Origin of the sequence: Maribacter sp., assembly GCF_049667165.1 — a bacterium.
Classification (GTDB): domain Bacteria; phylum Bacteroidota; class Bacteroidia; order Flavobacteriales; family Flavobacteriaceae; genus Maribacter_A.
In genome coordinates this window covers 59,676-86,356 of sequence record NZ_JBATHS010000050.1, presented here as the reverse complement: position 1 = coordinate 86,356, position 26,681 = coordinate 59,676, and the positions used below count along the sequence as shown (strand labels likewise).

General features: G+C 40.9%; 29 protein-coding genes and 1 tRNA gene. 11 read left to right on the top strand and 19 right to left on the bottom strand.

The genetic code is table 11. From position 1 onward, the window contains the following. The 4 genes from WBM98_RS03345 to WBM98_RS03330 form a co-directional block, all read right to left on the bottom strand. The coding region (locus WBM98_RS03345) for a DUF3999 family protein (protein WP_424364609.1) at positions 1–803 on the bottom strand (803 nt) is incomplete at its 3' end. Further along, positions 787–3,153, bottom strand: a complete 2,367-nt coding sequence (locus tag WBM98_RS03340; protein ID WP_424364608.1) for a DUF2339 domain-containing protein — start codon at positions 3,151–3,153, stop codon at positions 787–789. The genes WBM98_RS03340 and WBM98_RS03345, both read right to left, overlap by 17 nt. 132 nt (positions 3,154–3,285) lie before the next feature. After that, the gene (locus WBM98_RS03335; protein ID WP_424364607.1) at positions 3,286–4,428 is read right to left on the bottom strand and encodes a serine hydrolase; all 1,143 of its coding nucleotides are present in this window, start codon (positions 4,426–4,428) and stop codon (positions 3,286–3,288) included. 27 nt (positions 4,429–4,455) lie between these two features. Further along, a complete protein-coding gene (locus tag WBM98_RS03330; protein WP_424364606.1) occupies positions 4,456–4,695 on the bottom strand; it encodes a hypothetical protein in 240 nt (79 codons plus the stop codon). Positions 4,696–4,952: 257 nt separating this feature from the next. Here WBM98_RS03330 and WBM98_RS03325 point away from each other — a divergent pair, with 257 nt between their 5' ends. The 6 genes from WBM98_RS03325 to WBM98_RS03300 all read left to right on the top strand — a co-directional run bounded on the left by WBM98_RS03325 (position 4,953) and on the right by WBM98_RS03300 (position 11,910). Then, positions 4,953–5,840: a peptidyl-prolyl cis-trans isomerase gene (locus WBM98_RS03325; RefSeq protein ID WP_424364605.1), complete on the top strand. Its 888-nt coding sequence runs from the start codon at positions 4,953–4,955 to the stop codon at positions 5,838–5,840. Beyond that, positions 5,791–7,275, top strand: coding sequence for a peptidylprolyl isomerase (locus tag WBM98_RS03320; protein ID WP_424364604.1), 1,485 nt, complete (start codon positions 5,791–5,793; stop codon positions 7,273–7,275). Before WBM98_RS03325 ends, WBM98_RS03320 begins: the two co-directional genes overlap by 50 nt. Positions 7,276–7,281: 6 nt before the next feature. Further along, positions 7,282–8,235, top strand: coding sequence for an AAA family ATPase (locus WBM98_RS03315; protein ID WP_424364603.1), 954 nt, complete (start codon positions 7,282–7,284; stop codon positions 8,233–8,235). A 170-nt stretch (positions 8,236–8,405) separates the two neighbouring features. Further along, entirely contained in the window at positions 8,406–10,673 is a 2,268-nt protein-coding gene (locus WBM98_RS03310) for an aconitate hydratase (RefSeq protein ID WP_424364602.1), read from the top strand. Positions 10,674–10,784: 111 nt separating this feature from the next. After that, positions 10,785–11,342: a TlpA family protein disulfide reductase gene (locus WBM98_RS03305; protein WP_424364601.1), complete on the top strand. Its 558-nt coding sequence runs from the start codon at positions 10,785–10,787 to the stop codon at positions 11,340–11,342. A gap of 7 nt (positions 11,343–11,349) precedes the next feature. Continuing rightward, on the top strand, positions 11,350–11,910 hold the full coding sequence (locus WBM98_RS03300) for a TlpA family protein disulfide reductase (RefSeq protein ID WP_424364600.1): 561 nt from the start codon (positions 11,350–11,352) through the stop codon (positions 11,908–11,910). Between the two features lie 4 nt (positions 11,911–11,914). On the opposite strand, the gene WBM98_RS03295 is transcribed toward WBM98_RS03300, so the two are convergent. The 8 genes from WBM98_RS03295 to WBM98_RS03260 form a co-directional block, all read right to left on the bottom strand. Beyond that, positions 11,915–12,364 (bottom strand): beta-carotene hydroxylase, encoded by a 450-nt coding sequence (locus tag WBM98_RS03295; RefSeq protein ID WP_424364599.1) that lies wholly within the window; start codon positions 12,362–12,364, stop codon positions 11,915–11,917. Position 12,365: 1 nt separating this feature from the next. Further along, complete coding sequence (locus WBM98_RS03290; RefSeq protein ID WP_424364598.1) at positions 12,366–13,205, bottom strand: phytoene/squalene synthase family protein; 840 nt, start codon at positions 13,203–13,205, stop codon at positions 12,366–12,368. An 8-nt stretch (positions 13,206–13,213) separates the two neighbouring features. Continuing rightward, a complete protein-coding gene (locus WBM98_RS03285) occupies positions 13,214–14,671 on the bottom strand; it encodes a phytoene desaturase family protein (protein WP_424364597.1) in 1,458 nt (485 codons plus the stop codon). A gap of 24 nt (positions 14,672–14,695) precedes the next feature. Continuing rightward, complete coding sequence (locus WBM98_RS03280) at positions 14,696–15,601, bottom strand: MerR family transcriptional regulator (protein ID WP_424364596.1); 906 nt, start codon at positions 15,599–15,601, stop codon at positions 14,696–14,698. A 304-nt stretch (positions 15,602–15,905) separates the two neighbouring features. Further along, positions 15,906–16,163 (bottom strand): GIY-YIG nuclease family protein, encoded by a 258-nt coding sequence (locus WBM98_RS03275; protein ID WP_424364595.1) that lies wholly within the window; start codon positions 16,161–16,163, stop codon positions 15,906–15,908. A gap of 34 nt (positions 16,164–16,197) precedes the next feature. After that, a tRNA-Leu gene (locus WBM98_RS03270) sits at positions 16,198–16,281 on the bottom strand. Between the two features lie 81 nt (positions 16,282–16,362). Continuing rightward, positions 16,363–17,304: a L,D-transpeptidase gene (locus WBM98_RS03265; protein WP_424364594.1), complete on the bottom strand. Its 942-nt coding sequence runs from the start codon at positions 17,302–17,304 to the stop codon at positions 16,363–16,365. A gap of 19 nt (positions 17,305–17,323) precedes the next feature. Then, positions 17,324–17,560, bottom strand: coding sequence for a hypothetical protein (locus tag WBM98_RS03260; RefSeq protein ID WP_424364593.1), 237 nt, complete (start codon positions 17,558–17,560; stop codon positions 17,324–17,326). Between the two features lie 169 nt (positions 17,561–17,729). Here WBM98_RS03260 and WBM98_RS03255 point away from each other — a divergent pair, with 169 nt between their 5' ends. The 5 genes from WBM98_RS03255 to WBM98_RS03235 all read left to right on the top strand — a co-directional run bounded on the left by WBM98_RS03255 (position 17,730) and on the right by WBM98_RS03235 (position 21,943). Then, entirely contained in the window at positions 17,730–18,512 is a 783-nt protein-coding gene (locus WBM98_RS03255; RefSeq protein WP_424364592.1) for an MlaE family ABC transporter permease, read from the top strand. A gap of 1 nt (position 18,513) precedes the next feature. Next, positions 18,514–19,296, top strand: a complete 783-nt coding sequence (locus tag WBM98_RS03250; protein ID WP_424364610.1) for an ABC transporter ATP-binding protein — start codon at positions 18,514–18,516, stop codon at positions 19,294–19,296. Positions 19,297–19,300: 4 nt separating this feature from the next. After that, positions 19,301–20,293 carry an MlaD family protein gene (locus tag WBM98_RS03245; RefSeq protein WP_424364591.1) on the top strand — a complete coding sequence of 331 codons (993 nt, stop codon included), beginning with the start codon at positions 19,301–19,303 and terminating at the stop codon, positions 20,291–20,293. Positions 20,294–20,380: 87 nt separating this feature from the next. Then, positions 20,381–20,770 (top strand): DUF302 domain-containing protein, encoded by a 390-nt coding sequence (locus WBM98_RS03240; RefSeq protein ID WP_424364590.1) that lies wholly within the window; start codon positions 20,381–20,383, stop codon positions 20,768–20,770. A 429-nt stretch (positions 20,771–21,199) separates the two neighbouring features. Then, positions 21,200–21,943 carry a slipin family protein gene (locus WBM98_RS03235; protein ID WP_424364589.1) on the top strand — a complete coding sequence of 248 codons (744 nt, stop codon included), beginning with the start codon at positions 21,200–21,202 and terminating at the stop codon, positions 21,941–21,943. 70 nt (positions 21,944–22,013) lie between these two features. Here WBM98_RS03235 and WBM98_RS03230 read toward each other — a convergent pair whose 3' ends face one another. The 7 genes from WBM98_RS03230 to deoC form a co-directional block, all read right to left on the bottom strand. After that, positions 22,014–22,523 carry a hypothetical protein gene (locus tag WBM98_RS03230; protein ID WP_424364588.1) on the bottom strand — a complete coding sequence of 170 codons (510 nt, stop codon included), beginning with the start codon at positions 22,521–22,523 and terminating at the stop codon, positions 22,014–22,016. 111 nt (positions 22,524–22,634) lie between these two features. Continuing rightward, a complete protein-coding gene (locus tag WBM98_RS03225) occupies positions 22,635–23,126 on the bottom strand; it encodes a hydrolase (protein ID WP_424364587.1) in 492 nt (163 codons plus the stop codon). Positions 23,127–23,144: 18 nt separating this feature from the next. Next, entirely contained in the window at positions 23,145–23,885 is a 741-nt protein-coding gene (locus WBM98_RS03220; RefSeq protein WP_424364586.1) for a DNA alkylation repair protein, read from the bottom strand. A 72-nt stretch (positions 23,886–23,957) separates the two neighbouring features. Continuing rightward, positions 23,958–24,599: a WG repeat-containing protein gene (locus tag WBM98_RS03215; protein WP_424364585.1), complete on the bottom strand. Its 642-nt coding sequence runs from the start codon at positions 24,597–24,599 to the stop codon at positions 23,958–23,960. 18 nt (positions 24,600–24,617) lie between these two features. Beyond that, on the bottom strand, positions 24,618–25,070 hold the full coding sequence (locus WBM98_RS03210) for a DUF2267 domain-containing protein (RefSeq protein WP_424364584.1): 453 nt from the start codon (positions 25,068–25,070) through the stop codon (positions 24,618–24,620). 113 nt (positions 25,071–25,183) lie between these two features. Further along, positions 25,184–25,882, bottom strand: coding sequence for a purine-nucleoside phosphorylase (deoD, locus tag WBM98_RS03205; RefSeq protein ID WP_424364583.1), 699 nt, complete (start codon positions 25,880–25,882; stop codon positions 25,184–25,186). A 9-nt stretch (positions 25,883–25,891) separates the two neighbouring features. Further along, entirely contained in the window at positions 25,892–26,536 is a 645-nt protein-coding gene (deoC, locus tag WBM98_RS03200) for a deoxyribose-phosphate aldolase (RefSeq protein WP_424364582.1), read from the bottom strand. Between the last annotated feature and the right edge of the window lie 145 nt (positions 26,537–26,681).

Here is a 26,681-nt window from a genome sequence, read left to right as displayed (position 1 = left end):
TTATATCTCCACCCTTTCTCCGTTGAGACGCTATCCTGAACATATTGTAGCCGAAAAGAGCGATAATAATCAACGGTATTTTGAATATCCAAGCTAAGGAAGCTGATAGGTACGCGCCCCTCTAATGCTATATCGAGCACGGTTTGCTTTTTGTCCTTTAGGCGCAAATTTTCAAGTTTGGCAATGTTGGCCATAGTATACTGGGCAGGGGTGTTTTCATCCAGGTATATTTTGGCTGTTTGTAGTTCGGGTAGGGTCTCGCTTCGAAACGAGAGGCGATAATAGCGGTATTTCGCATTGGGGAAATTCAAATGGGTATACCTGTAGTCAGTTTGACTGTTCTTTATCGCTAACATACGATGACCCTCCAAAATCGAAAACCATTGCAATTGGTTTTGACTGCCTTCCAGCGTTACCTTCCAATCAAAATTTTCATTTTTGAAATCCAATTCAACCTCATTCAAGATTTCCTGGGTAGGCACCTCAAAAGTGAAATAATGGGTATCCTGCCGGTTTGAAGTATTGATCAATTTAAAGGCGATTTCCTTTTGGGTCCGTTCTTCCTTGGCAATACGCATTAGGTAAGGAACTTCCAAGGTGTCTGTGGCCGTGATTCCATATATTCGAATATCCGCGAGGTTCTCTTTTAGGTCATTGAACACCGATGGGGGCATTTCCAAGGAATGCCATGGTTCAGTAACGCCCAGGATTTTCCTTTTGGCATTGTAGTCGCCTATTTGGGCCAAAGTGATGGTGCTAAATAAAAGAAGTGCTATAAGATTAAATCTAGTTCGTATCCTCATCTGATATTCTGAGTTTGTATTTGTTGTAAAGGAATGAAATGATCAGTAATAATATGCCCAAAGAAACGAAAACAATGGTTTTTGAAATCGTGTTGAGCGAAGCAATATCATAGAAAAACAATTTGATCAAGGTGATACCAAAAAGGATAATGGCCCCAAGGCGTAAATACTTTTTGTTTTTCCAAATTCCCAAGATGATCAATAGTAATGCATATAGGCCCCAAAGAATGCTAAGTCCTAATTTGTAACCTTGGTTTACTCCAGAAAGATCCATCCAATGCAACAGTTCGCTACTCGCAACCCACAGGATGGTACTATGGACTAAAATTTCGAAAGGTTTGGTAAAGTTGATCTTCATAAATGACTGGCGAATCAAACGGTACAAACTAAAAAGCAAGAAGCCTAAGAATGCAAAGCTTATATAACGAACAACCACATTAAAGTACCCCGTATTATAATATTCCGCATTGGTTTGTTCAACATAATTCTCCCTTAATTCGCTCAATTCGTACAATCCCAATGAGAGAAATGCATAAACTGTAAATAAGCCGATAATCAGTGATAGGATGCCCATGACCCTTTTCTGTATTTTTCTTATATTCACTAGGTTCAGAATCGCTACAAAAAAGAGGGAATAATTAAGCAACCAAATGTTGCCCATACTTCTGAGATCAGCGTTGTACTTATAATATTCATATTGGTTTTCATCGCTGATGGCGATTTCAGAACCGTAGTACAACATTTCCCAATAGTATTGGATTTCCAAAAAGAGACTGCTGTAGAGTACGATAAGCCAAATACTTGGAATGGCAAACGTCATGATTTTAAACATTGTATTGCCTGTTTGTATTGCTCCGCCTTGTTTCGTTGTGTTTTGTATCCAATTGATGAAACCAAAAGCGACCAAAAACAGTATGGAACTCATGAAGGTGATATTCAGTATGGGTTTCATCATCGTTTCGCTTGATCTATAGGCGGAATAGCTTAACGTCCAATCCTGAAAAAGACTGAACAGGGATAAAACCATAAGGGGATAGGATAGGTATTCGTAGACCACAACATTTTTTTTGCGACCTATCCAGAAAAGCAAGGCGGCTTCAAAGGCCCACAACAAGGTAACCCAGTTGCCGTCAAGTTGAACCGGAATGGCAATGGTCAAAAATACCAAGACCAATCCCGAGACCAAATAATATAAATTGCGATCGGCCAATTTTTTCTTAAAGATTATTAGGCTTACCATGAAATGCAAAATGGCATTACACAGGGTAAAGACCCCTAAAAGCTGTGCTCCGGTTTCATTTTGTGAAAGTAGTCCATAACCGAAGCCGTAAAACACGAACGAATTGAGTAATAACAGTACGATATCTGAATTTTTGAATTTTTCAGAGGCCCTTAGTTTATAGGATAAAAAAGTGGCATAGAAAATCAGGAAGAACAGACTTAAGAAAACCAAGGCCGTCGTGTAATGCTCCCCATAATTATAGGAGAATCCGATCCAACTGCCATAGATCAACCAGGTAATGATGAACGATGAATTATAAAGGGATTTCCAATATTTTTTATAGGCGATTACCAAAATACCAATGTTGATGATGCCCATATAACCAAAAAGGATTTGGGGGTTGCCAGAATCATTACTCAGTAGAAAGGGAACGGCATAGGCCCCTACAAGTCCAATATGGGCGATAATCTGTTTGTTATAATGTAATGCGGCCACTACCCCGAAAACGGTAAATACCAGCATCAGTGCGAAGGCCATGGGTTGCGGGAACAGCTCATAAAAACTATAGGCGGCAAAGGTGATAAAATACAGGATTGCCAAAGCCCCACTTACAAGTACAGCACTATAATTTTCATATTTGGTCTTGAGTTTTATACTAAAACCAAGGAGGCCCAAGCCTACCGAATACCCCAATATGATTCGGGTCAAAGGGCTTATCAAATTATTTTCGATGGAATACTTTGCTCCTATGGCAACACCCAGAACCGTAATTACAATCCCAATTTTATTGATCAGATTCTCACCGATGAACTTTTCCCAATTCGATTGTGTTTTTTGTTTTTGCCGCACTTTGATCAGGGGGTCTTTTTGTGGTTGCGGTGCGACAATGGGTTCTTTTGCGCGCTCTTTTTTCACCTCCTCTGTCGGTATACTGGCCGGTCTTGGTGCTTCTTTTTCAATCTGGGATCGCATGACCTTTTCCACAGCGGGACTTTCGTTTTCCGCTTTTTTCAGGTCTTCGATTTCACGGTATAGGGCCATAAGTTCTTTCGCAAAAACTTCTTGTTTGCCCAGGAGTGCTTCTAATTTTTGATTGAGTTGGTCAATGCGGTTTTGATGGTCTGACATAGATGTGGTTTACGGATCCTAATGGTATGAATAGGCCACTTATCGGTTGTAAGCTAACCTTTAAACGTTGGGATCTAAAATTTATTGATGCGATCTACTGGCTTACAGCATGATTTTTAAACAAAAAATTGATTATTTACCTCCTTTATGTAATTCATAGGTATAAATCTCCCGGCCCAATGCGGCCAAAAAAGGGATTCCAATGGTATCGTAATCATAGGTATCGTCATTGAAAATTCCGTCACTATTAACAAGGACGGTGGCGGTCAGGATAAACTCCACTTCGTTTTTTTCATCATGAATATAGGCACAGTCGGTCAGGGTGCCATAGGCGTAACCGACCTTGTTGTAGATTTTTATGGTATCGGGGATGTCTTCCTGACTATCGCCGAACATTAGGAATTTTACATAACTATCGTAATATTCCTTGGCATCATAACCGGCCTCCCTCGGTAATTTTTGCATGGCCTCAAGAATGAACTCCCTTTGGGCCTTGCTTATATAAAAACGTTCATTTTCCTTAAAGGCTTCAGGAAAGATAAGTCGTTTCATAACGCCATGTTGTGCGTTGATGGGGTATCGGTTTTTTAGGGCAAAGTCAAAGGGCTCATGGATCAAGACATCTTCCTCATAAAAACCAATACCTTTCCTGATCCTATTCATTTTCAAAGGTTCAACGGTCGTGTTTATAGTGCCTTCCAACATGGTGGTTGTACTGTCATTCAGGTATATGACGAGCGGGGTAGTCGTAATGACATAGGCATCGTCGGTTGATAAACGATGCGATATACGCACGGAATCGATACCTTTATGTTGCAATGCATTGTTGATGGCATCCTGTCCTAAAAATTCAAACAATCGATTATTGGCCCTATTGTCACTGACCGCAAAAATTTTAATGATGTCAGCAGCGAACGTGGTTTCTACGGAATCCCCTTCGATATAAAAACGGGTGTCCCTATGAAGCGAATCCAATTGGTTGAGTTTTTCCAACGCCAAAACCGCGATGGGTAATTTAACGGTACTGGCTGGATAGAAATAATTGGAATCATTCACCTGAAAATCATAATCTTCAAAAAGAACACGGCCCTGATCTCTCTTTATTTCTGTAAATTTAATTTGCACTTCGAACTGATCCAAACTATCAACGACGCGTTTTATATTCGGATCTGTTGAAGCCAAAGCAACTTCAAGGGGATTGGTCGATTTCGGGTTTTCCTCACAGGCAACTAGCAATCCTAAAAGAAAAATGGAAAAAAATAATTTATGGTACATTGGCTGGTGTAAAACTGGATTATGGGTTTAATCTTTGTACAGTTCAGCACGGTGTGGTTTTAAGGCATCACGAACCATGATCATGTGGTTTTCTTCAACGACCATAAAGGCATAGCTATACATTTCGTTAATCTGTTGGTTTCCGGTAATAGGGGGTTGCAGTTTTTCCGCTTTCATGTATTCCTTTAAATGAAGTTCATGATGTTCCGCAGTCTTTGCGGCCGTCGGACCTCGAAAGTCCCAAATGAGTTTGATTTTACGGTTCATATTCTTTGATTATTCCTCGATGGGCCATTAGCGAACCCTAAAGTACTTCTTTTTGGATATTTGTGCCAAGGTTATGTTCTTTCTACCCAATTTTCATTGTACGGGTATAATTTAGGGGGCTTGCCCTAATGCCGCAAAACCTATTGGGAAGTTAGGTTTTCCACCGGATTTTGTAATTCAGGATCACATCGGTGTAAAATGTGTTAATGAAAGCCTATATAACTTGTTTAACATGAAGTAATTCTTAATTTTGCTGGATGTTTTTTAGATTCAAAAGTTTGCGCCCCAAAGGATATTCCTGGATGGTTTTGGCCCTCTTTGTGGTCTCCTGCAATTCGTTATGGAAGGACAATTCCGATGAACAGCCCATTGCCAGGGTAGGGGAATTGTATTTATTCAAGGAAGACATTGCACCACTTTTGAGCAATACCATGAGTAAGGCCGATAGCGCTTCGTTTGTTACTGATTATATCAACAATTGGGCGTCAAAACAATTATTGCTGTCAAAGGCCAAAATCAATCTTTCAGAAGACAAACTCGGTGAATTCGATGCCTTGGTAGAAACCTATAGAACCGATTTATACACCCGTGCCTACAAAGAGGCCTTGGTACAACAAGGGAGTGATTCGGTTATTAGCCAAACCCAACTGGAGACCTTTTATGAGAAAGAAAAGGAAAACTTTAAGCTCAAGGAAAAATTGATCAGCCTACGATTCATTCATTTACCACCTCAGTTCATGAACAAGGAATCTGTCGTTGAAAAATTAAAGCGTTTCAAGGAAGATGATATCCGCTATTTGGATTCGATCGGGGTGCAGTTCAAGAAACTGAACTTCAATGACTCTATTTGGGTCACGGCATCTAGGATACGGGATGAAATTCCGCTTTTAACCCTTGATAATCAGGACCGATACTTAAAAAAATCACAATTTTTTGAATTGCAGGATTCATTAGGGGTATATTTGGCAAAGATAACGGGAGTGCTCGAAATCAATGACATTGCTCCCTTGTCCTATATAGAACCATCCATTCGGCAAGTGCTTCTGAACCGCAGGAAATTGGACTATATTCGAAAATTGGAAACAGAGATAATAGATGAAGCTATTAAAGAAAAAGAATTCGAAGTCTATGCGCAAGACAAGTAAGATTACCCTATTCACATCCCTTTTGTTACTTTCGGCAAGTGCCATTTCACAGGTACCCGATGAGATTCCGGATACGCAGATCGAACCGCCCCAAACCGAATTGGAAGCTGATCGTGGTATCGTCAAGGACTCAACCACCAATTTCAAAAAATTGAAACTCGATGGTATTGCCGCGGTGGTAGGGGATTATGTCATTTTGGAATCCGATATTGAGAAAACCTTGATCGATTTGAAGAGTCAAGGCGCGATGTCTGAGGATATCACACGCTGTGGATTATTGGGTAAATTGATGGAGGATCGCTTGTATGCCCATCAAGCTGTACAGGATAGTTTACTGGTATCGGATGATGAGGTGAGTATGACCACTGAAAGACAGATTCAATCCTTTGTCGCCCAAATGGGCTCCATGGAGAAACTGCTTAAATTCTACAAAAAGGAAAGTGAGGCCAGTTTACGGGAAGACATCAATAAAATAAACAAATTACGGATGCTTTCGGAAAAAATGCAGAATAGCATTGTTTCCGAAATAGAGATCACCCCAGAGGAGGTGCGACAGTTCTTCAACAAGATACCCGAGGATCAACGGCCGGTTTTTGGTGCGGAAATGGAGATTTCCCAGATCATAAAACAGCCTAAGGCCACGGAAGCGGAAAAACAGAAGGTCATCGATAAGTTGAATGCCATAAAAGCCGATGTTGAGGACAATGATGCCAAATTCAGTGTTAAGGCGATTTTATACTCCCAAGATCCCGGTTCTAAATCCAAAGGAGGGTTTTACAGCATTACCAAGGATACCGGTTTTGATAAGACCTTCAAGGATGTTGCCTTCAGTCTTCAGGAAGGGGAGGTTTCGGATCCGTTTGAAACGATGTTTGGGTATCACTTGATCTACATTGAAAAGATCCGGGGCCAAGAGCTCGATTTAAGGCATATTCTTATTACCCCTGAGATTTCCCAGGAATCATTGGATGCGGCCAAGAGCGAATTGGATAGCATACGCAAGCATATCATCGAAGGTAAATTTACCTTTGCCGATGCTGCGCGTAATTTTTCCGATGAAAAGGAAACCAAGTTTGATGGTGGTTTATTAAGGAATCCTATTGATTACGGTTCTAGGTTCGAATTGACCAACATGGATCCCGCACTCTATAATCAGGTACGTAATCTTAAAGATGATGAGATCTCGTATCCAATTTTAGAACAAGATCCAAGAGGAGGCGGACCAAAATACAAACTATTACAGGTAACCAACAGGTATAATGAACATGTGGCCGATTTTGCCAAGGATTATACCCGGATCCAAGAGTTGGCTCTTAGGGAGAAGCAATTCAATGCCATTAAAAAATGGATGGCCGAACATATAGATGATACCTACATTAGCGTAAATGACTCCAATAAAGGGTGCGAATTCGAGAACAACTGGGTAAAGGAGTAAAAGGGTATGTCAGACGTCACCGCTATTAATCAACTTGTACAAAAGCATGCTGCCCTTAAAAAGGAAATAGCCAAGGTCATAATAGGCCAAGAAAACGTAATCGACCTTATTCTATTGTCGGTGTATACAGGGGGGCACTCTTTGTTGATCGGCGTTCCCGGACTGGCGAAAACCTTGATAGTAAATACCATTGCGAAAACATTGGGGCTCGATTTTAAAAGAATTCAGTTTACACCCGACCTAATGCCCAGCGATATTTTGGGAAGTGAGATTCTTGATCAAAACCGTAATTTCAAATTCATCAAAGGTCCTGTTTTTTCGAATATCATCCTAGCGGATGAAATTAACAGAACCCCTCCAAAAACGCAGGCCGCCTTGTTGGAAGCTATGCAGGAAAGAGCGGTGACCATAGCCGGAAAACAGCATAAACTCGAATTGCCCTATTTTGTTTTGGCCACACAAAACCCAATAGAACAAGAGGGAACCTATCCGTTACCTGAGGCACAATTGGATCGTTTTATGTTTGCCATAGAATTGAAATATCCATCAATAGAAGAGGAAATTGCTGTTGTCAAAGCCACGACATCAGACAATACGATCAAGATAAACGCGCTATTCAACGCAGCCGAAATATTGGAGGTACAGCATTTGATACGCCGAATCCCCGTACCTGATAATGTGGTGGATTATGCGGTTAACCTCGTAAGTAAAACAAGACCCGGTTTAGATACGGCTCCTGATTTCATTAAACAGTATCTCGATTGGGGAGCGGGACCAAGGGCTTCACAAAATTTGATCCTTGGTGCGAAGGCCCATGCTGGGGTACAAGGTAAATTTTCGCCTGATATTGAGGATGTACAGGCCGTTGCCATGGGAATTCTTCGTCATCGCATTATCAAGAATTATAAAGCGGAAGCAGAGGGCATTTCTGAGGAGGACATCATCCAGAGGTTGTTTTAACCTGTGATTTAAGAGGTTATCAAAGGAACACTTTTCCACCTTTTTGGTAATTGGTCGACCCCGTAATTATCAAATTGTGAAAATCATGCTAATCCTTGTGTAAAAATTTTATTTGCCACATGGATTTTCTTACTTTCGCCTAAGTACTATAACACTAAATATTCTATATAATGGCATTTGATATCGAAATGATCAAAAGTGTTTACTCCAAGATGGCAACCCGGGTTGACAAAGCCCGTGACATAGTCGGTAAACCACTTACCCTGTCTGAGAAAATTTTATACGCCCATCTATGGGATGGTGCTCCTACCAAGGCATTTGCGCGAGGTAAGGATTATGTAGACTTTGCCCCTGACCGAATTGCATGTCAGGACGCAACGGCTCAAATGGCACTTTTACAGTTTATGCAGGCGGGTAAGCCAAAAGTTGCGGTGCCAACAACGGTGCATTGCGATCATTTGATTCAAGCCAAAAGTGGGGCAGTCGCCGATTTAAAAGTAGCAAATACAAGCAGTGCGGAGGTTTTCGATTTTTTGGAATCGGTATCTAATAAATATGGTATTGGTTTTTGGAAGCCTGGTGCCGGTATTATCCACCAAGTGGTCTTGGAAAATTATGCATTTCCTGGCGGTATGATGATCGGAACTGATTCCCATACGGTGAATGCCGGTGGATTAGGAATGGTCGCCATCGGTGTCGGTGGTGCCGATGCAGTGGATGTAATGGCCGGTATGGCTTGGGAATTGAAATTTCCCAAATTGATCGGGGTGAAACTGACAGGAAAGATATCGGGGTGGACCTCTGCTAAGGATGTGATTTTAAAAGTGGCAGGTATCCTTACCGTAAAAGGGGGTACAGGTGCTATCATCGAGTATTTTGGGGATGGTGCAAAAAACCTTTCGTGTACCGGTAAAGGGACCATTTGTAATATGGGTGCCGAAGTGGGGGCCACTACCTCAACGTTTGGCTATGACGATTCTATGGAACGTTATCTAAGGGCCACCGATCGCAGTGAGGTGGCAGATGCCGCCAATGCCATAAAGGAATATCTAACGGCAGATGATGAGGTCTATGCCAATCCAGAACAATATTTCGACGAACTCATAGAAATCAATTTAGATGAACTGAGACCACATTTGAATGGTCCCTTTACGCCCGATTTGGCAACACCTGTCGGCGAATTGGGTGACAAGGCAAGAAAAAATGGGTGGCCACTTCAGGTCGATTGGGGATTGATCGGTTCCTGTACCAATTCCTCCTATGAGGATTTATCGCGTGCAGCCTCTATCGCGAAGCAAGCAGTCGTCAAGAAAATAAAACCAAAATCGGACTTTGGAATAAACCCAGGTTCGGAACAAATACGATTTACCGCCGAACGGGATGGGTTACTCGAAACATTCGAGGATTTAGGGGCTACGGTCTTTACCAATGCGTGTGGACCCTGTATTGGTCAGTGGGATCGTAGCGACCTGAAAGGTGATGAGAAAAATACCATTGTTCATTCGTTCAACCGTAACTTTTCTAAACGGGCCGATGGCAACCCGAATACGCATGCTTTTGTCGGTTCACCGGAAATGGTCGCTGCAATTGCGATTTCTGGGCGTTTGGATTTCGACCCTATGAACGACACGTTGATCAATGAAGATGGTGAAGAGGTGAAACTCGATGAACCGATGGGGATAGAGCTTCCACCTAAAGGATTTGCTGTTGAGGATGCCGGTTATTTGGCACCTGATGCAGATGGGTCTAAGGTTGAGGTCAAAGTAAGTCCAACGTCGGAACGGTTACAATTGCTAGAGCCTTTCGAACCTATTACACCAGAACAATTGCAAGGGGTGAAATTGTTGATCAAGGCTTTTGGTAAATGTACGACAGACCATATCTCAATGGCGGGACCATGGTTGAGGTTCCGTGGACATTTGGATAATATCGCCAACAATACCTTAATAGGTGCTGTCAACGCATTCAATAAAAAGACCAATTTTGTCAAGAATCAATTGACAGGGGAATACGGTGGCGTTCCTGATACGCAAAGGGCTTATAAAGCCGCTGGTATTAAATCGATTGTTGTGGGCGACCATAACTATGGGGAAGGGTCTTCAAGGGAACATGCAGCCATGCAACCAAGACATTTGGGTGTTGCGGCGGTGCTGGTAAAATCTTTTGCCCGTATCCATGAAACCAACCTAAAGAAACAAGGCATGTTGGGATTGACCTTTGCCAAGGAAAGCGATTATGATCTGATCCAAGAAGATGATACCTTCAACTTTGTTGATATTGCGGATTTCGCACCTGGCAAACCTTTAACGATAGAAGTTGTTCATGCGGATGGCAGTACGGATACCATAATGGCGAACCATACGTATAACGAATCGCAAATTGGTTGGTTCAAAGAAGGATCTGCACTGAATGTCATTAAAAGGGAAAATGCGGCCTAATGTACTAGCAGTTAGAAGTGCATTTCCGGTGTTTTCAAGTATTATAATTTAAATGATAAAAACTCCCGATTTTCGTCGGGAGTTTTTTAGTTTTGGACAAACCCCCTTAAGATGGCAATCAAAAGAAAAACTGCGCTTAATGTCTTGCTATTCGCCTTTATTTTAGCCTTCTTCGTAACTCCGTTGGGCCATTTCAGCAAGATTGTATTAAATCGCATCTTTGCCTCAACCCCAGACATTATCGATAAGGCTTCAAGGCAACAATTGACATCGTTTGATTGGAAATTAAAGGACGCCAATTGGGATTATTTTAACCTACAGAAATCGCAAGGGAAAGTAGTGTTTGTCAATTTTTGGGCCTCATGGCAATTACCCTCTGAGGCGCAACTCAGGGGAATACAGCAACTATACGATGATTTTAAGGGGAAGATCGATTTTTATATCATCACCAACGAGGAAAGGCCACCTGTTGAGGAATTCATGCGACTTAAAAAATTCACATTCCCAGTGACTTATCTTATTATCGGGGAGCCTGCCCCTCTCGAGATATTGGAACCCCCAGGAACATATATCATTGATAAGAACGGATATATCGTAGCCAAGGAAGCTGCCATATCCGATTGGGACAATGATAAAATAAGGGGGTTGTTAACCGAGTTGCTTAAATGATGGCTAAATGAAATTTGGTCGGAAACAATACATAAATACTGCCCTTATCATTGGGATTGTTTTATTCCTCTTTACCCCGGTTGGGTTTTATGTCCGTGTTTATGTGGCTAGGTTGTTGTCTTCAAGTGCCTCGGTATTGAAAACCGAATTGCAGCTGTCTGTTGAGAATTACGATTGGGAAATGATGGATGTCAATGGACATACGTTCAATTTCGAACGGGCAAGGGATAAAGTGGTACTTATTAACTTTTGGGCCACATGGTGTCCTCCCTGCGTTGCTGAAATGCCGAGTCTTCAAGGTTTGTATGATGATTATGGTGATAAAGTGGTGTTTCTGTTCATTGCAGAGGATAGCGCGGAAAAGGTGACTTCCTTTATGGATAAAAAAGGATATGACTTGCCCGTGTATTATTCAAAAACCGAAGCACCCGATTTACTTTTGGCAAAGTTGCTTCCTACTACCTATGTATTGGACAAGAATGGAAAGATCATCATCGCTGAAACGGGGGCTGCCGACTGGAACAGTGAAAAAGTAAGAAAGATTCTCGACGGTTTACTTACTGAATAATCTTTTACTTTTTAAAGTATTTAAACGGAACGAACAACATGCCAAAACATTCACCCTTTTCCTTACCCAAATGTTTATGATGTATTTTATGGGCTCTTCTAACTCCTCTTGCATACCAGTTGTTGGCATTTCTGAACATTTTAAAACGTTGGTGTATGAAAATATCATGGACCAGGAAATAGGTCGCCCCGTAGGCCATAATACCTAAGCCAATGGGCCATCCATACCAGAAATCCGTATTCGCCCCGGTGTAGAAAAATGAGATACTTACTACGGCATAAAATATAAAGAAAGTATCGTTACGTTCAAACCAGGAATCATGGTCTTTTTTATGGTGGTCCTGGTGTAAACTCCATAAAAAGCCGTGCATAATATATTTATGGGTAAACCAGGCCATGAATTCCATAAACAAAAACACAAGAAAAAATATAACTATACCGATCACTATGTTCATATCATACCAAATTTAATTTTAATTTGACATAAGACCTAGCCAAAAGACCGAATTTTTGATAATCGGGGACCCTGATCCTGGTTTGTCGTATTAAGGTCGAAGGGGTATTTTCCAATTTCATCAATAAGCGATAGTAATATTTATAGGCGGTATATACCCCAAATTTTGCTTCCCTTGGTAGTTGTTGTATCCCTTTGAGGCTCTTTTGAAAATCCTCCTTGATTTCATTAATGATGCGCTTTTTAGAATCCTCATCCAGTTCATTTAAATTGGTGTTTGGGAAATATGAGCGATGCAATTCCTCGAAATCGGATTTCAAATCCCGTAAGAAGTTTACTTTTTGAAACGCTGAACCTAATGACATTGCCGAATCTTTCAACCTTTCGTATTCATCCTTATCCCCTTTGACGAAGACCATTAGACACATGAGTCCGACCACATCGGCCGAACCATATATATAGTCCTTGTATTCCTTGTCGGTAGAATACTTTGTTTTGGTCAAATCCATTCGCATACTTTTCATAAAAGATTCCACCAAATGGTGGGGTAGCCCATATTTATGGTAGGTGTGTTGAAATGAATTCAAGATGGGGTTGAGGCTGATTTTGTGGGTAAGGGCAGTTGCTAGGCTTTTTTCAAAATCATTGAAAAGCTCTTCGGTTGGATATTCGTGAAAACTATCCACAATTTCATCGGCAAATCGAACGAAACCGTAAATGTTGTAAATATCAGATCGTATTGATGTACCCAACATTTTTGTGGCAAGTGCAAATGAAGTGCTGTAATTCTTGGTCACGAGCTTACTGCAATCATAGGATATTTTGTCGAACAATGCCTTCATGTACTATTTTATCTTTTATTTTTGATTAATTCTGACACCAATTTGCCCGAAATAAGGGAAGGTGGAACCCCCGGACCTGGAACGGTCAATTGTCCTGTAAAATACAGATTTTTTACCTTTTTGCTTTTTAATTTAGGCCGTAAAAATGCGGTCTGTGACAACGTGTTTGCCATGCCGTAGGCATTGCCTTTATATGAATTGTATTTCTCAATAAAATCATTGACGCAAAAGGAATCATAAAAAAGGATATGATCCTTGACCTTTTGATTTGTTCTGTCCTCGAGCCGTTGCATGATAAGGTCAAAATATTGTTTTCGAAGCACAGGTGTATCCTCAAGGCCGGGGGCAATGGGTATTAGAAAGAACCCGGTCTCGCAATGCTCAGGGGCCATAGTCCCATCGGTAATAGATGGAAAGTTGGCATAGAACAATGGGGCTTCTGGCCATTTTGGGTTGTCATAAATATCATACGTATGCTGTTCAAAGTCGGTATCGAAAAATAGATTGTGATGTTCAACGTTATCTAATTTTTTATCAAAACCAATATAGAACAATAAGGACGAAGGTGCAAAGGTCCGTTGGTCCCAATAGTGTTCACTGTACTGCCGATACTGTTTGTCAAGTAAGGTTTCCGAATGATGGTAATCGGCCCCGCTTAATACAAAATCTGCATCTATTTGTTCGGTATTCGTGGTGATGCCTATGGCTTTACCCGCTTCAACCCGAATCTTTTCCACAGGGCAATTGGTATGGAATTGAACACCCAATTCCAATGCCAATAAGTGCATGGCCTTAACGATTTCATACATGCCACCTTCTGGATGCCAGGTTCCCAACCCAAAATCCGCGAAATTCATAAAACTATAAAAAGAGGGGGTATTGCTTGGTTTTGCCCCCAGAAAAAGCACAGGGAATTCCAAAGTGGATATCAGTTTCGGGTTCTTGAATTTCTTCCTGACTTCACCACTGATGGTTTTGAAAAATTGGTCTACCTTCATTATGGTGTCCTTTGTGACCAATTCAAAGGGGGATAACCCGGGTTTTAGCACCACTTTGTTAATTGCGATGTCGTAGTTTTCTTGCGCTTTAGAAATGAATTTCTTAAGATGTACGGCACTTCCTTTTTCAATTCTTTCGAACTCCTCACAGATTTTGTCCATGGAGTCCCCGATAGTAATAGTATCATCAGAAAAGAAGATTTTATATGCCGGGCTTAATTTATGTAAGGTGTAATAGTCACTGGTCTTCTTTCCGAAATCGGAAAAGAAGGTGTCAAAAATGTCGGGCATCCAATACCAACTGGGACCAAGGTCAAACGTAAAACCTTCCTTGACCATTTGACTTGCTCTACCTCCAATAGTGTCGTTTTTTTCATAAACAGATACATCATAACCCCATTTGGCCAGATAACATGACGCTGATAGGGAAGAAAACCCTGAACCTATGATGACAACTTTTCTGCTCATTTAAAATACTTTTTCTATGTAGGTTTATTGAATGACTTCTTCAACGAAATGCTCAATGGAACCAAATGTATCGATATTCTCCGGTAAATCCCCGGCTTCTATTAATTCTGTCTGTCTTCCTAAAAGCAAAACTTTCGAACCTTTTTGTTTTCGAATCGATAAGGACAATTCTTCAAGGTACTTCCCTATTTTTTCCTGTGCTGGGGCGACTGTAAAGTACGATACAAAATTGGCATTTTCAACCAAACCAAGGAGTTCGCCCAAATTATCCAAAGGTATCGATTGCCCAAGGTAAATGGATTTGTACCCATGAAGGAGAATTTCATAATTAAGGTATAATAATCCTATTTCATGAATTTCACCCTCAGGCAAGTAAAGAATGAAGGTTTTGTCTGTTTTTGTGGGTTCTGTGAGTTGTAATTTCTCGATATTGACGAGAATTTTCTGTTTGATCAAACCCGTGATAAAATGTTCATGGGCGGGAGTAATCGTATCTGTCTGCCATAATAAGCCAAGTTCATGGAGCAACGGAATAAAATAGTCCTTGAATATTTCACGGAAGGGATAGTCTGCCAAGAGACTATTGAATGTTTGTGCAAACCGTGTTTGGTCAAAATTTATCATGGCCATTTTAAAGGCATTCAATACATGGTTCTTATTGTTTTGAACCGCCATGATTTCTTGCACTTTAATCGGTATTTCAGTTTCTTTCAGTTGGGCGATTTTAGATATTTTATAGCCATTGTTGTACAACAGCGTAATGTTCAATAGTTTTTGTAGACTGCCCAGACTATAGGTTCTTATATTGGTCGTGGTCCTTTCAGGGGAAAGCAGCTTGTATCTTTTTTCCCAAATACGTATCGTATGGGCCTTTATCCCCGTAAGGTTTTCCAAATCGCGGATGCTGAAATACTTCTTTATATTGTTCATCTTTTAAAAAAAAAGTTTAAACAAATATAGAATATATTTAATATGGTTTCTAAAAAGTAAAGTTAAAATGTTGATTTACTCCCTTTAAATATAAAAACGATCCTTGGTAAAGCTATGATGGGTGGGGTATGTACCCACGACTGAAGACATAGGCTTCAGAATATAGTATGTAGACAAAGTACTTCATAAAAAAAAAGCTTCCCTTTTAAAAGGAAGCTTAAGTGCCTACGACTGGACTCGAATGCTGACGCTCCGGTCAGCACCCTGACTTCTGCAGGGCAGAACGTCAGGGCCAGCCTATACTTTAAGTCTCTTTCGAGTATTTTTCAATGAATGCCCGGATGCGTTCTTTGGAAAGGTTCTTGAGTTTTCTTTCAAGTGCCATGACTTCAGCTCTGCTCTTCTTTTCGGTATACCATACAAGTTTCCAGGGCCGATACCGTGCCGTGGCCATTTCTTGTCCCGCATTATGGCGCCTTACCCTTTCATGAACATTGTTGGTCTGCCCTTTATAATAGGTATCGAAGGTTTCCGAGTATAGTATGTAAGCAAAGTACTTCATAAAAAAAAGCTTCCCCTTTTAAAGGAAGCTTAAGTGCCCACGACTGGACTCGAACCAGCACGTCCTTGCGAACACTACCCCCTCAAGGTAGCGTGTCTACCAATTCCACCACGTGGGCAAAAAATTGGTGTGCAAATATAGGAAGCCCTAATTGAAGATAAAATTTATTGATGTATTTATTTTTAACCAGATAAAGGAGTCAGGACCCGAGATGGTAAATATCTTCCAATAGGGTCATGGATCCATTGGCGTTACGGATTTTCAAATCGTACCGAATTTGTATCGGGGTTCCTAGGGGACAGTGGTAATAAATAAGCCAGGCATCGGCTTCCTTAACACCGATACACCCATTCGAATAGGCTTTTTGTAACGTTTCTGGGTTCGTTGTGGGATGAATCAATTGCCCATTTTTGATACCGTTGATCTCCGTTTCCAACCAAGGTATCTGCGGCATCAAAGTGGTGCTGCCATCATCCCTTCTCGTATATTGAAATTTCTTACCCGTAACGGGATTATAAAAAGCTGGATTTTTTCTAAATCCGACGATATGTCCTTTCCCGGTCTTTGTTTTTAGATCGGTAATCTTATCTGCCATTTTCAGGTATTTTGATCTATTCTGGCCAATTCTAATGGGAACCGATAGAAGTAATGAAGAATCCTGATAGATCCGTAACGTATATTCCGGTAGGTTGACGTCGATCCATGTTTTTGCAAAGGCTTCCAAAATGGATTTAGCTTCCTGTGTGTCGGGAACCAATAGGGTGTCGATAGGTCGTAAAACGATCATGCTACGTTGGTCAAAGATAAAGGAGTCCCTCTTGATCATTGTATAATAATCGGTATGGGCCAGGGTATCTATGATCCACGGATTGGCATTGACAAGCACATGTTCGGAGAGCGGATAATCGGTGAGGCTATCATAGGTGCAAATCAAGGAATCCATAAAATCGAAATATCCTGCAATGCGAATGGTATCTTCAATGGCAATTGTTGTGTTCAACTCAGGTTTTTCCATAAAAACCTCGGTCGATATCAAATTTTTTATTTCGGAAGGTCCTTTCACTTCTACCAATTTGGCAATGGTGAGGGCAATCAAGAGTATTGATAGCAACGTTAGGGTATATGCTAGTCTTTTTGACATTGGGTCGAAAGGTATTTTCTCAGGGTTTGGTATTCCCATCAAAGTGATGGGTGTCATTAATGACATAATACCCCATTTCGAGTAATTCCTTTCTGACCATTTCAAGCGTAGGGTGCTGCCCGTATTCAAAAGAAATCAATCCTTTTTCCCGGTCGACCTCTACATGCCATACCTGTTTCAGATTAAGAAGTCTTCCCATAATTTCCTTGATATTCAATTCATGGGACGACTGTTGTATCTCGAAGGTTGTTCTCATGGTTTTTTATTTCTTGCTACTAAGATATTTCATGTTGGGCATATTCGAAATGAGCTACATCATAGGTGTCCCCGATTACCCGGATACCATAGGCGGGTATGACCACGGTCATTTAAAAAAAGGGACATACGGACTACATTTGAAGTGAACTTTTTGAACACCTTTGGTAATGGACCAAGTATTTCGATCGTATAAAAAGATCAAGCAGTTCTTTATGGAGATAGGGGAGTTGTCCTATTTTGCCAATAGGTATTTTAAAGAAGTCTTTAAGCCTCCATGGGAATTCAAGGAGTTGCTAAGGCAATGTTTCCAAATGGGTAATAGGTCACTGGTACTTGTCGGGGTTACCGGATTTATTATAGGATTGGTATTGACTTTACAATCGAGACCAACGTTAATGGAATTTGGTGCCGTATCATGGATGCCCAATATGGTGGGTATATCCATAGTTAGGGAAATTGGCCCTGTAATTACTGCATTGATATGTGCTGGCCGAATTGCTTCGGGTATTGGGGCGGAATTGGGTTCGATGCGGGTAACCGAACAGATCGATGCCATGGAAGTCTCAGGAACCAATCCTTTTAAATATTTAGTGGTTACCCGAATAACGGCCACAACCCTAATGCTTCCGTTATTGGTGATATTTGGGGATACAGTGGCTTTATATGGTTCTGCCCTGGTAGAAAACCTCAAGGGCGACGTGTCATTCCAACTGTATTTCAATACGGTTTTTGATGCCCTTGAATTCGGTGATTTGGTACCCGCCACGATCAAGTCCTTTTTCTTTGGATTTACAATAGGTCTGGTCGGTTGTTACAAAGGATATTATAGCAAAAAAGGAACGGCAGGGGTTGGCATTGCTGCAAATACAGCAGTGGTAACGGCATCCCTACTTCTTTTTGTGGTTGACTTTATTGCCGTTTTCATAACGGACATTTTTTATGAATTATAATATGAACGAACAGGAGCACATAGTACCTCCAAATGAGCTATCGGCAACGAAGGAAATCGTCATCGAAATTCGCGATTTGCGCAAGAGCTTTGGGGATAACCATGTGTTGAACGGATTTTCAATGACACTTTACAAGGGTGAGAATCTTGTGGTCATGGGCAAATCAGGTTCTGGAAAATCGGTAATGATCAAATGTTTGGTAGGTTTGATGCAGCCCGATAGTGGTTTTCTTTCGGTCATGGGCAAGGAAATCAAGTCGTTGGACCGTAAAACATTGGATGCCCTGCGTTCGGATATCGGATTTTTATTCCAGGGTAGTGCACTTTATGATTCGATGACAGTTCGTGAGAACCTTGAATTCCCCTTGCGAAGGCATAAAGAAAAGTTGGGCAACATACAGGATACGACCCCATTGGTCATGGAAGCATTGGAAAATGTAGGATTGGCCCACACTATGGATCTGATGCCGGTCGAACTTTCAGGGGGAATGCAAAGACGCATAGCCTTGGCCAGAACCTTGATTTTAAAACCTAAAATCATATTATATGATGAACCCACCAGCGGGTTAGACCCAATAACGGCCAAGGAGATCATTCAACTTATGCGTAGCATACAGGAAATGTATGGCACTTCTTCCCTGATCATTACCCATGATGTGGATTGTGCCAGGGTAATTTCAGAACGCATGGTACTCTTGGTAGGTGGGGTGAACTATGCCGAAGGTTCCTATGCCGAACTTTCGAGATCAACGGACCCAAAAGTAGAGGCATTCTTTAAAAAATAAGATCATGGCAAAAACAACAATGGAAAATATAAAACTAGGGGTATTCGTGTTCATAGGAACCGCCTTGCTCGTCTTGGCGGCTTACTTGATAGGAAATCGACAAAACATGTTTGGCGAGACCTTCACCATAAGTGCGGTATTCAAAAATGCCAACGGACTACAAAAAGGTAACAATGTGAGGTTTTCAGGCATTAATGTCGGTACTGTTAGGAATATGGAAATGGTGAATGATACTACCATTCGCGTGTATATGGTCATCGAAAAAAAAATGCAACCACATATCAAAAAAGATGCTGTTGCCACAATTGGATCCGATGGCTTGGTGGGTAGTATGATCCTAAATATTATTCCAGGGAATGGCACGGCGTCCACCATTTTAGAGGGGGATGAATTACGATCCTACAGCCGTATAGCTACACAGGATATGTTAAGCACCCTGAATACAACCAATGAAAATGCGGCTATTTTAACCTCGGATCTATTGAAAGTGACCCAAGCATTGACAAAAGGAAAGGGTACCCTGGGCAGATTGTTGAACGATACCCTCATGGCGACCAATTTAACGAATACGATTAACAATTTAAATGATGCCAGTCGCAATGCGGATCTTACGATTCAGAAATTGAATACGATGCTCGATCAGGTCGATTTTGAAAAAAGTGTAGCCGGGGTCCTTTTGAACGATTCGCTGAATGGGTTGAAAATTCAGGACCTAATTACCAATTTCGAGCAATCGGGAAATGAAATAGCAAGAATGACCCAAAATTTGGATACCATTATCGGTGATTTCAAAGAAGGCAAAGGAGCTATTGATTACTTGACCCATGATACGGCATTGGTAAAAAGCTTAGATACCACCTTAAAAAATATTGAAGCGGGATCGATTAAATTCAATGAGAATATGGAGGCCCTGAAACATAATTTTCTAACACGACGGTATTTCAGGAAATTGGCGAAAAAAGAAGAAAAAGAAAAGAAAAAGAATGAACACCCTTGAATTATGGTTTTAGGCTGTATTTGATTATCTTAAGGGAAAGGAAGGTTTGGCCTTCGATATTGATATAACATAAATAAAAAGATAAAAATGAGCTACTATTTTAACAAAACACTGAAGAATGTAACTTTCGATGAGGTCATAGCGAAAACAACACAGGCGCTAAAGGAAGAAGGCTTTGGGATACTTACCGAGATCGACCTCAAAACCACATTAAAGAAAAAACTGGATGTCGATTTTCCGAACTATATGATTTTAGGGGCCTGCAATCCATCATTTGCTTATCAAGCCCTTCAGGCAGAGAATAAAATCGGAACCATGCTTCCCTGCAACGTAATTGTCCGTGAAACGGATAATGGGGCTATAGAAGTGGCGGCTGTGGACCCGATTGCATCTATGATGGGCGTTAAAAACGATAAATTGGGAGGTATTGCCGAGGAAGTAAGGGACAAGTTAAAAAAAGCCATCGCTACACTTTAGGTTGTTTTGGGGTCTATCTGCGCATTGAAAGCTTCATCATGTGGTTTCTTACTGGAAGTACACAAGGCCTGAAATGAATACAGGGATATCCCAACACCTCCCATTCCTGGGAGGAGCTATGGATATTTTTCTCCCTAATAGATTAGAGATCAACTGAAGCGCTAAAACAAAATCATAGAACAAATTGGCATTAGCGCATATTGATCTTTAAAAAAAACCATCAGTGAGGTGATCTAGAGGTATTTAAGCTTTGTTCCTGAACATAATTGTCGTAACTTTAAAAGAAGGTTATCCCAATTATTTTAAAGGTATAAGCTTCATTTTTGTGCAATTTTAGGTTGAATGGGTTTTGATACAAAAACAATCCTTTTAGAGCACCCTTTTTGGTGTAATGATCGGTCACTGAAAATATAACGTAACAGCAATATTATGAATCCAATAGCATTATTTGCCATTATTATGGTTGTGGTCCTGTTTGCAGGAATCCGAATTGTTTTCGAATATAAAAGAGCATTGAAATTCCGTTTTGGGAAGTATGTAAAAACCCTTCAGCCCGGTTTTCGTTGGATCATTCCTTTTGTAGAGACCATTCAGGTGGTCGATATTCGGGTAATAACGATCAATATCGTGTCCCAAGAAGTAATGACAGAGGATAATGTGCCCTGTAGTATAGATGGGGTGGTGTTTTTTAAGATCAGTGATCCGGAAAAAGCCGTTCTCGAAGTCGAGGAGTTCACCTTTGCCATCACCCAACTTTCCCAGGCGGCCTTGAGGGATGTCTGTGGTAAGGTAGAATTGGATACCATCCTTTCTAAACGGGAGGAAATGGGTAAGAATATCAAAAGTATCGTGGAAACTGAAACCCATCATTGGGGCATTGAGATTATTGATGTAAAGATCAAGGACATTCAACTTCCAGAAAACATGAGGCGTATGATGGCCAACCAGGCCGAAGCCGAAAGATCCAGAAGGGCACGTATTATTCTTGCCGAAGCCGAAAACCAAGCAGCAGCAAAACTTTTAGAGGCAGGTCTTCAAATCGATAAATCACCATCGGCCATTAAGTTGAGGTTATACCAAACGCTATCGAACATTGCGGCTGAAAAGAATTCGACTATTATTTTCCCCTTCCCGGAGGAGGTATTACCCCGGCCCAAGAAAAAGGAAGATTAAAAGGACTAAACATAATGTTTAGTGAATGGGAAGTTCCTCTAAGTGGAACACATTCCAATTTTCATCAACCTTAGTTCTGAACATTTATAGAAATTGAGGCTCCTTTTTCATCGCCCATAAGCATCACTACAAGTTTGCCCTTTTGTGCGGCAAAATGCGTCCCTGTCCCTGCAGTTGTGGTAAAGTTTATTTCAAAGTTATTTTCCTCTAGTTCCTTTTTATAATTTTCAATAGCTTCTTGGGATACGTCCTCAAAGATGACGACCCAATTTTTACCATCAATCATTTCCTGGGTGTTCACTATTACGACCTTACCTTTTGTGAATTCTGGTACATCAGCTGGTATTTCGGAAGGCCATTCGTGTTTGGTCGCATCTGTGGTAAAAGTACCTTCATCGGTTTTGATGACTACCTTATCGTCGGCAATATCAACATCGGCTTTATCACCAATGGACTTCTCGATCAATCTTTCCTGGGTTTTTTCTGCTGCCCTCTTGCAGGAATAAAATAGACCGGTACCCGTAAAGAACACGATCAACGATATTACGAGTTTCATTGAATTTACATGTAACTTTTTCATGTTATTGATTTTATGGATTGCTACCGTGGTTTGATAGGGATAAAACTATGATGTGTACCTATCTTTGGCAATGATATGGATCATTAAAGTAGTTCGAATCAGAACGTTGATTTATTCCAGCTTCGCGAACAATACCATAAAGTTATGTCCCGCTTTTTTGGCACACTTGGGGCAGTAGGCATAATGCACATAGTAATCGTTGGCCTTTTTATGCTGTTGGGCCAAGTACGTATCCATTTGCTTCATGAATTTGGGTACTGCACTAAAGGCCCCATCAAAAACCTTACTTATAAATGTACCTGATAGTGTTATATTTTCAGCTTCCGTTACAGTGTCGGTTACCGAAAGATACAGTTCCGACTTAAATGCACTAGGGTCGTTAAACAATAGTAATATTTCTTCTTTGTCATCGGACAGTTTCTTGGAATCTTCGGCCAACTTCATCATTTGGGTTACTTTTTTTCCTATCATAGGCGGTAATGGAATATGGAATAAGGTTGGGACCGAGGCCTTGATAAACTTCTTTTGGCTCCAATTGAATGTCTTTTCATCCCATTTTTCTGGGTGGAATGTTGGGCAACATTCTTTGATTGCTTGTTCCATGGCTTTCTTTTTAACTAGTTATCCATTACACTTGACTTTTTCTTTTTTTATTGCCCTGAATTTTTTCCTATATTCCTTATCCATCTTTTCCGTGGCATATTGTATGATGAGACGGCCACATTGGTCTTTCCATGTTAACAGGAATTTTTCGATTTCAGAGGGCCACTTTTTCCATAACCCACGTAAAAGGGTCCCAATACCTTTCTGAACATATTCCGATTTATCGAGCATTAAAGGTTCAATAACCGGCAACGCCATTTTTGGTTCCAAGGCCACTTTCAATAATTCAACCATGGTTACTGGGACTGCCCTCCTTTGCCATTCCGAATCGGAGGTAGTCCAGGCTTTTAATTTTTCAAATGTGATTACGTTATCAATCAGGAAGCTAGGGAGCACCAGCATGCATAGAACATCGGTGGTTGCCCAATTGGAGATTCCCATTTTAAACCACTTCCCGATTCGGTCAAAAGTGGCTGAGGTATACTGCAATCTTTCTGAAGCTACAAACGCAATGGCAAAAGATTTTTCCTCGAGTTTTCCTGTTCGCATTAGTGTGTCGCCAAGGTCTAGGTATTCATCGAGCGTCATTTCATTCTTCCAGGCTTTTATCCACAAATCACGCTGTTTTTCAAAAACCTTCGAATCAATGCCGTAACCATCGTAGCCATTTTTAAAATATCTTGCGTATTTCTTTACAATTTCCGGATCTGCATGCTTAATACAGAATTCGTGGATCTCCTTTAATTTTTGTTCGATCATTACCATTGATTTTTGAAAAACCCTATCAGGAACGGTTATGCGTTGTTCCTTAATCCTTTAATTACCAACGGTTTAGAGGTTCAGGTTCAATTTTTTGGTCTCCCATTTATTATCTTTTGTTTTAAAGACAAGCAGATCCTTACCTATCAATTTTGCCCTTAATTCAGGTACCTCATACCTCCTTTTGGCGGTTAAGGCATGCTCCCGTTCTGCTATGGGCCAGACTATTTCACCATTGATATTTACAACAACTTCTGTAAAGATGTATTCAACAATATCCAATTTAATCTCATTTTGGCCTTGGTACATTTCCCTTACATATATGCCTATGGCATTTTCTTGGTCAAATTCAGTGATATTCAAATACTCAGGTTGAATGACCATTTCACCGGAAGTATCGATAAATCCATAGAAAGGAATGTTGTTCACTTTAAGTTGTTGGATCATACATCGTCCGTTCTTGAATTGCGGATAACGAATACCCAATACCCCTGGGATACTGGTATCGGCATTTTGGTTCCAAACCAAATCATCCCTAAAATCAATGACAAGCTTGGCATTTTCATCGATAAAGCCCCATTGGTTTCCAATACGAACTGCGGCTAGCCCTTCGTTAAATGGGGCAATTTCATCATAGGTGGTATTTTCTGTCTGAGCACTGGTGATCAAGGGGAGTATCAATAGCACTATTAGATAGGTGATCTTATTTTTCATTTTTTTGTTTTTAAGGTTTTAGAACATGATATTCGAGTAAATCATGGTTTTTAAATCTTTGGGCAGGCCATCCCGTATATCTTCCATTTCTCCCAAGGAGATATATTTTCTCAGCAATATGAACGTAGTGTCGATATATTGTTCGGCCACATCATCGTTATATTCAAAATCATTGATCGCTGAGGGACCGTCATATTTTCGGACCAGATCTATAAAATCTGCCATTTGTTTGATTTTGGGGCGATCTTTCTTGAGGGTCCATCCGTTTACATAAACGGCCTTCAAGAACATGGGAAATTGCGAAATAAGTTGAAGGGATTCGGTTGTGGGAATAATATCCCTAAGGGCATGTAGTATAGCCGATAATATTCTACCTGCTTTTTTAGTATCGTCGCCAAGGTTCATTTCCTTGGCATAATTCTTTAGGAAGGTGTTGCCTTCTACCGCGTATTGATTGAAGTTTAGTGCCATCGTAAGTTGTTTTAAGTGTTCCTTAAAATTGGCAACTATATCTTTAACTACAAATGATCTATATCAGTTCAAGAGGAATAATGCGAGGGTAAGATGGATAATAAAATTCGTATTCAAGTTATGTTCAGTGCAATTTCGATCATTTCGTTAAAGGAAGATTCCCTTTCTGTTATGGTACTTTGCTCACCGGTTACCAAAGAGTCGGATATGGTAAGGATGGCCAAAGCCTTTATATTGTACTTGGCGGCTATGGTATACAGTCCGGCAGCCTCCATTTCTACACAGAGTACACCATATTTGGCCCATAATTTATACGCTTCCTTGTCGTCTTCATAAAACTCGTCAGCGGAAAGTACATTGCCTGCTTTTATGGGAATTCCTTTTTGACGGGCATATAGGCTGGCACGCATTAGGAGGTCAAAATCAGCTGTGGGCGAGTAATCGGCATTTATAAAACGGGAGTTGTTTATTCCTGAGGTCGTGGAGGCAGCCATGGCTAAAACGATGTCCCTGACCTTAATGTCTTTTTGATAGGAGCCTGCCGAACCTACTCTTATAATATTCTTGACATTATAATCATTGATGAGTTCATGGTAATAGATCATTGCGGAAGGTATGCCCATACCACTTCCTTGTACGGAAACCCTCTTTCCTTTATATAATCCCGTATACCCCAACATACCACGTACCCTATTATAGCAGGATACCTCTTCAAGAAAAGTCTCTGCGATCCACTTGGCGCGCAAGGGATCCCCTGGCATTAAGACCGTTGCTGCGATATCCCCTTTTTTAGCTTCAAGATGTACGCTCATGATTCAGTATTATTTGGTTGATACTAGGTCGATACCTGAAGAGGTTCCGATCCTGGAAACCCCAAGTGAAATATATTTCAAAGCCGTGGTCCTATCCTTTATTCCACCCGATGCTTTTATTCGCGCTTTGTCACCGACGACCTCCTTCATTAATTTCACATCTTCCAAGGTGGCCCCACCAGTCCCAAAACCTGTAGAGGTCTTGACAAAATCAGCACCTGCCTCCACAGCCAATTCGCAAGCCTTGACCTTTTCATCATGGGTGAGATAGCAGGTTTCAATAATGACCTTAAGTACGTTCTGGCCGATTGCTTTTTTGATGTTGGAAATTTCTTGTTTCAGCAACTCAAACTTACCTGATTTTAACCAACCCACATTGATGACCATATCGATTTCATCGGCCCCATTGGCCACACTGTCCTTGGCTTCAAAAATTTTGGCTTCCGAACTCATGGCGCCCAAAGGAAATCCTACGACAACGGCTAATTTTACCGGACTGTTCCCCAGGTGTTTTTTTGCGATTTTGGCATAACAGCCATTGACACAAACCGCTCGAAATTTATAGTCCTTGGCTTCTTGGCATAGTTTTTCAATATCTGAGGGTAGGGCGGTAGGTTTTAAGATGGTATGGTCTATAAAATCTTGTATTTGCATCGGATTGGGTTGTTTTACTGTGAATCGGTTCCATTGGGAATATTGTTCAAAGATACAATACGCGGAGTATTATTTTATGATAATGGTCAGTAAAGCGAATTATGGCGAAGGCTGATCTATATCATGGCTAAATTCTGGCCAAGAC

What these genes read in the sequence shown, in the direction of transcription:
- WBM98_RS03300 (WP_424364600.1), top strand. Translation starts at nt 11,350, where the DNA reads ATGAAATTTGGTCGGAAACAATACATAAATACTGCCCTTATCATTGGG.
- WBM98_RS03320 (WP_424364604.1), top strand. Translation starts at nt 5,791, where the DNA reads ATGAAGCTATTAAAGAAAAAGAATTCGAAGTCTATGCGCAAGACAAGT.
- WBM98_RS03235 (WP_424364589.1), top strand. Translation starts at nt 21,200, where the DNA reads ATGAATCCAATAGCATTATTTGCCATTATTATGGTTGTGGTCCTGTTT.
- WBM98_RS03225 (WP_424364587.1), bottom strand. Translation starts at nt 23,126, where the DNA reads ATGGAACAAGCAATCAAAGAATGTTGCCCAACATTCCACCCAGAAAAA.
- WBM98_RS03295 (WP_424364599.1), bottom strand. Translation starts at nt 12,364, where the DNA reads ATGAACATAGTGATCGGTATAGTTATATTTTTTCTTGTGTTTTTGTTT.
- WBM98_RS03275 (WP_424364595.1), bottom strand. Translation starts at nt 16,163, where the DNA reads ATGAAGTACTTTGCTTACATACTATACTCGGAAACCTTCGATACCTAT.
- WBM98_RS03220 (WP_424364586.1), bottom strand. Translation starts at nt 23,885, where the DNA reads ATGATCGAACAAAAATTAAAGGAGATCCACGAATTCTGTATTAAGCAT.
- WBM98_RS03335 (WP_424364607.1), bottom strand. Translation starts at nt 4,428, where the DNA reads ATGTACCATAAATTATTTTTTTCCATTTTTCTTTTAGGATTGCTAGTT.
- WBM98_RS03310 (WP_424364602.1), top strand. Translation starts at nt 8,406, where the DNA reads ATGGCATTTGATATCGAAATGATCAAAAGTGTTTACTCCAAGATGGCA.
- WBM98_RS03290 (WP_424364598.1), bottom strand. Translation starts at nt 13,205, where the DNA reads ATGAAGGCATTGTTCGACAAAATATCCTATGATTGCAGTAAGCTCGTG.
- WBM98_RS03245 (WP_424364591.1), top strand. Translation starts at nt 19,301, where the DNA reads ATGGCAAAAACAACAATGGAAAATATAAAACTAGGGGTATTCGTGTTC.
- WBM98_RS03265 (WP_424364594.1), bottom strand. Translation starts at nt 17,304, where the DNA reads ATGTCAAAAAGACTAGCATATACCCTAACGTTGCTATCAATACTCTTG.
- WBM98_RS03305 (WP_424364601.1), top strand. Translation starts at nt 10,785, where the DNA reads ATGGCAATCAAAAGAAAAACTGCGCTTAATGTCTTGCTATTCGCCTTT.
- WBM98_RS03325 (WP_424364605.1), top strand. Translation starts at nt 4,953, where the DNA reads ATGTTTTTTAGATTCAAAAGTTTGCGCCCCAAAGGATATTCCTGGATG.
- WBM98_RS03330 (WP_424364606.1), bottom strand. Translation starts at nt 4,695, where the DNA reads ATGAACCGTAAAATCAAACTCATTTGGGACTTTCGAGGTCCGACGGCC.
- WBM98_RS03210 (WP_424364584.1), bottom strand. Translation starts at nt 25,070, where the DNA reads ATGGCACTAAACTTCAATCAATACGCGGTAGAAGGCAACACCTTCCTA.
- WBM98_RS03315 (WP_424364603.1), top strand. Translation starts at nt 7,282, where the DNA reads ATGTCAGACGTCACCGCTATTAATCAACTTGTACAAAAGCATGCTGCC.
- deoC (WP_424364582.1), bottom strand. Translation starts at nt 26,536, where the DNA reads ATGCAAATACAAGATTTTATAGACCATACCATCTTAAAACCTACCGCC.
- WBM98_RS03215 (WP_424364585.1), bottom strand. Translation starts at nt 24,599, where the DNA reads ATGAAAAATAAGATCACCTATCTAATAGTGCTATTGATACTCCCCTTG.
- WBM98_RS03285 (WP_424364597.1), bottom strand. Translation starts at nt 14,671, where the DNA reads ATGAGCAGAAAAGTTGTCATCATAGGTTCAGGGTTTTCTTCCCTATCA.
- deoD (WP_424364583.1), bottom strand. Translation starts at nt 25,882, where the DNA reads ATGAGCGTACATCTTGAAGCTAAAAAAGGGGATATCGCAGCAACGGTC.
- WBM98_RS03240 (WP_424364590.1), top strand. Translation starts at nt 20,381, where the DNA reads ATGAGCTACTATTTTAACAAAACACTGAAGAATGTAACTTTCGATGAG.
- WBM98_RS03230 (WP_424364588.1), bottom strand. Translation starts at nt 22,523, where the DNA reads ATGAAAAAGTTACATGTAAATTCAATGAAACTCGTAATATCGTTGATC.
- WBM98_RS03250 (WP_424364610.1), top strand. Translation starts at nt 18,514, where the DNA reads ATGAACGAACAGGAGCACATAGTACCTCCAAATGAGCTATCGGCAACG.
- WBM98_RS03280 (WP_424364596.1), bottom strand. Translation starts at nt 15,601, where the DNA reads ATGAACAATATAAAGAAGTATTTCAGCATCCGCGATTTGGAAAACCTT.
- WBM98_RS03340 (WP_424364608.1), bottom strand. Translation starts at nt 3,153, where the DNA reads ATGTCAGACCATCAAAACCGCATTGACCAACTCAATCAAAAATTAGAA.
- WBM98_RS03260 (WP_424364593.1), bottom strand. Translation starts at nt 17,560, where the DNA reads ATGAGAACAACCTTCGAGATACAACAGTCGTCCCATGAATTGAATATC.
- WBM98_RS03255 (WP_424364592.1), top strand. Translation starts at nt 17,730, where the DNA reads ATGGACCAAGTATTTCGATCGTATAAAAAGATCAAGCAGTTCTTTATG.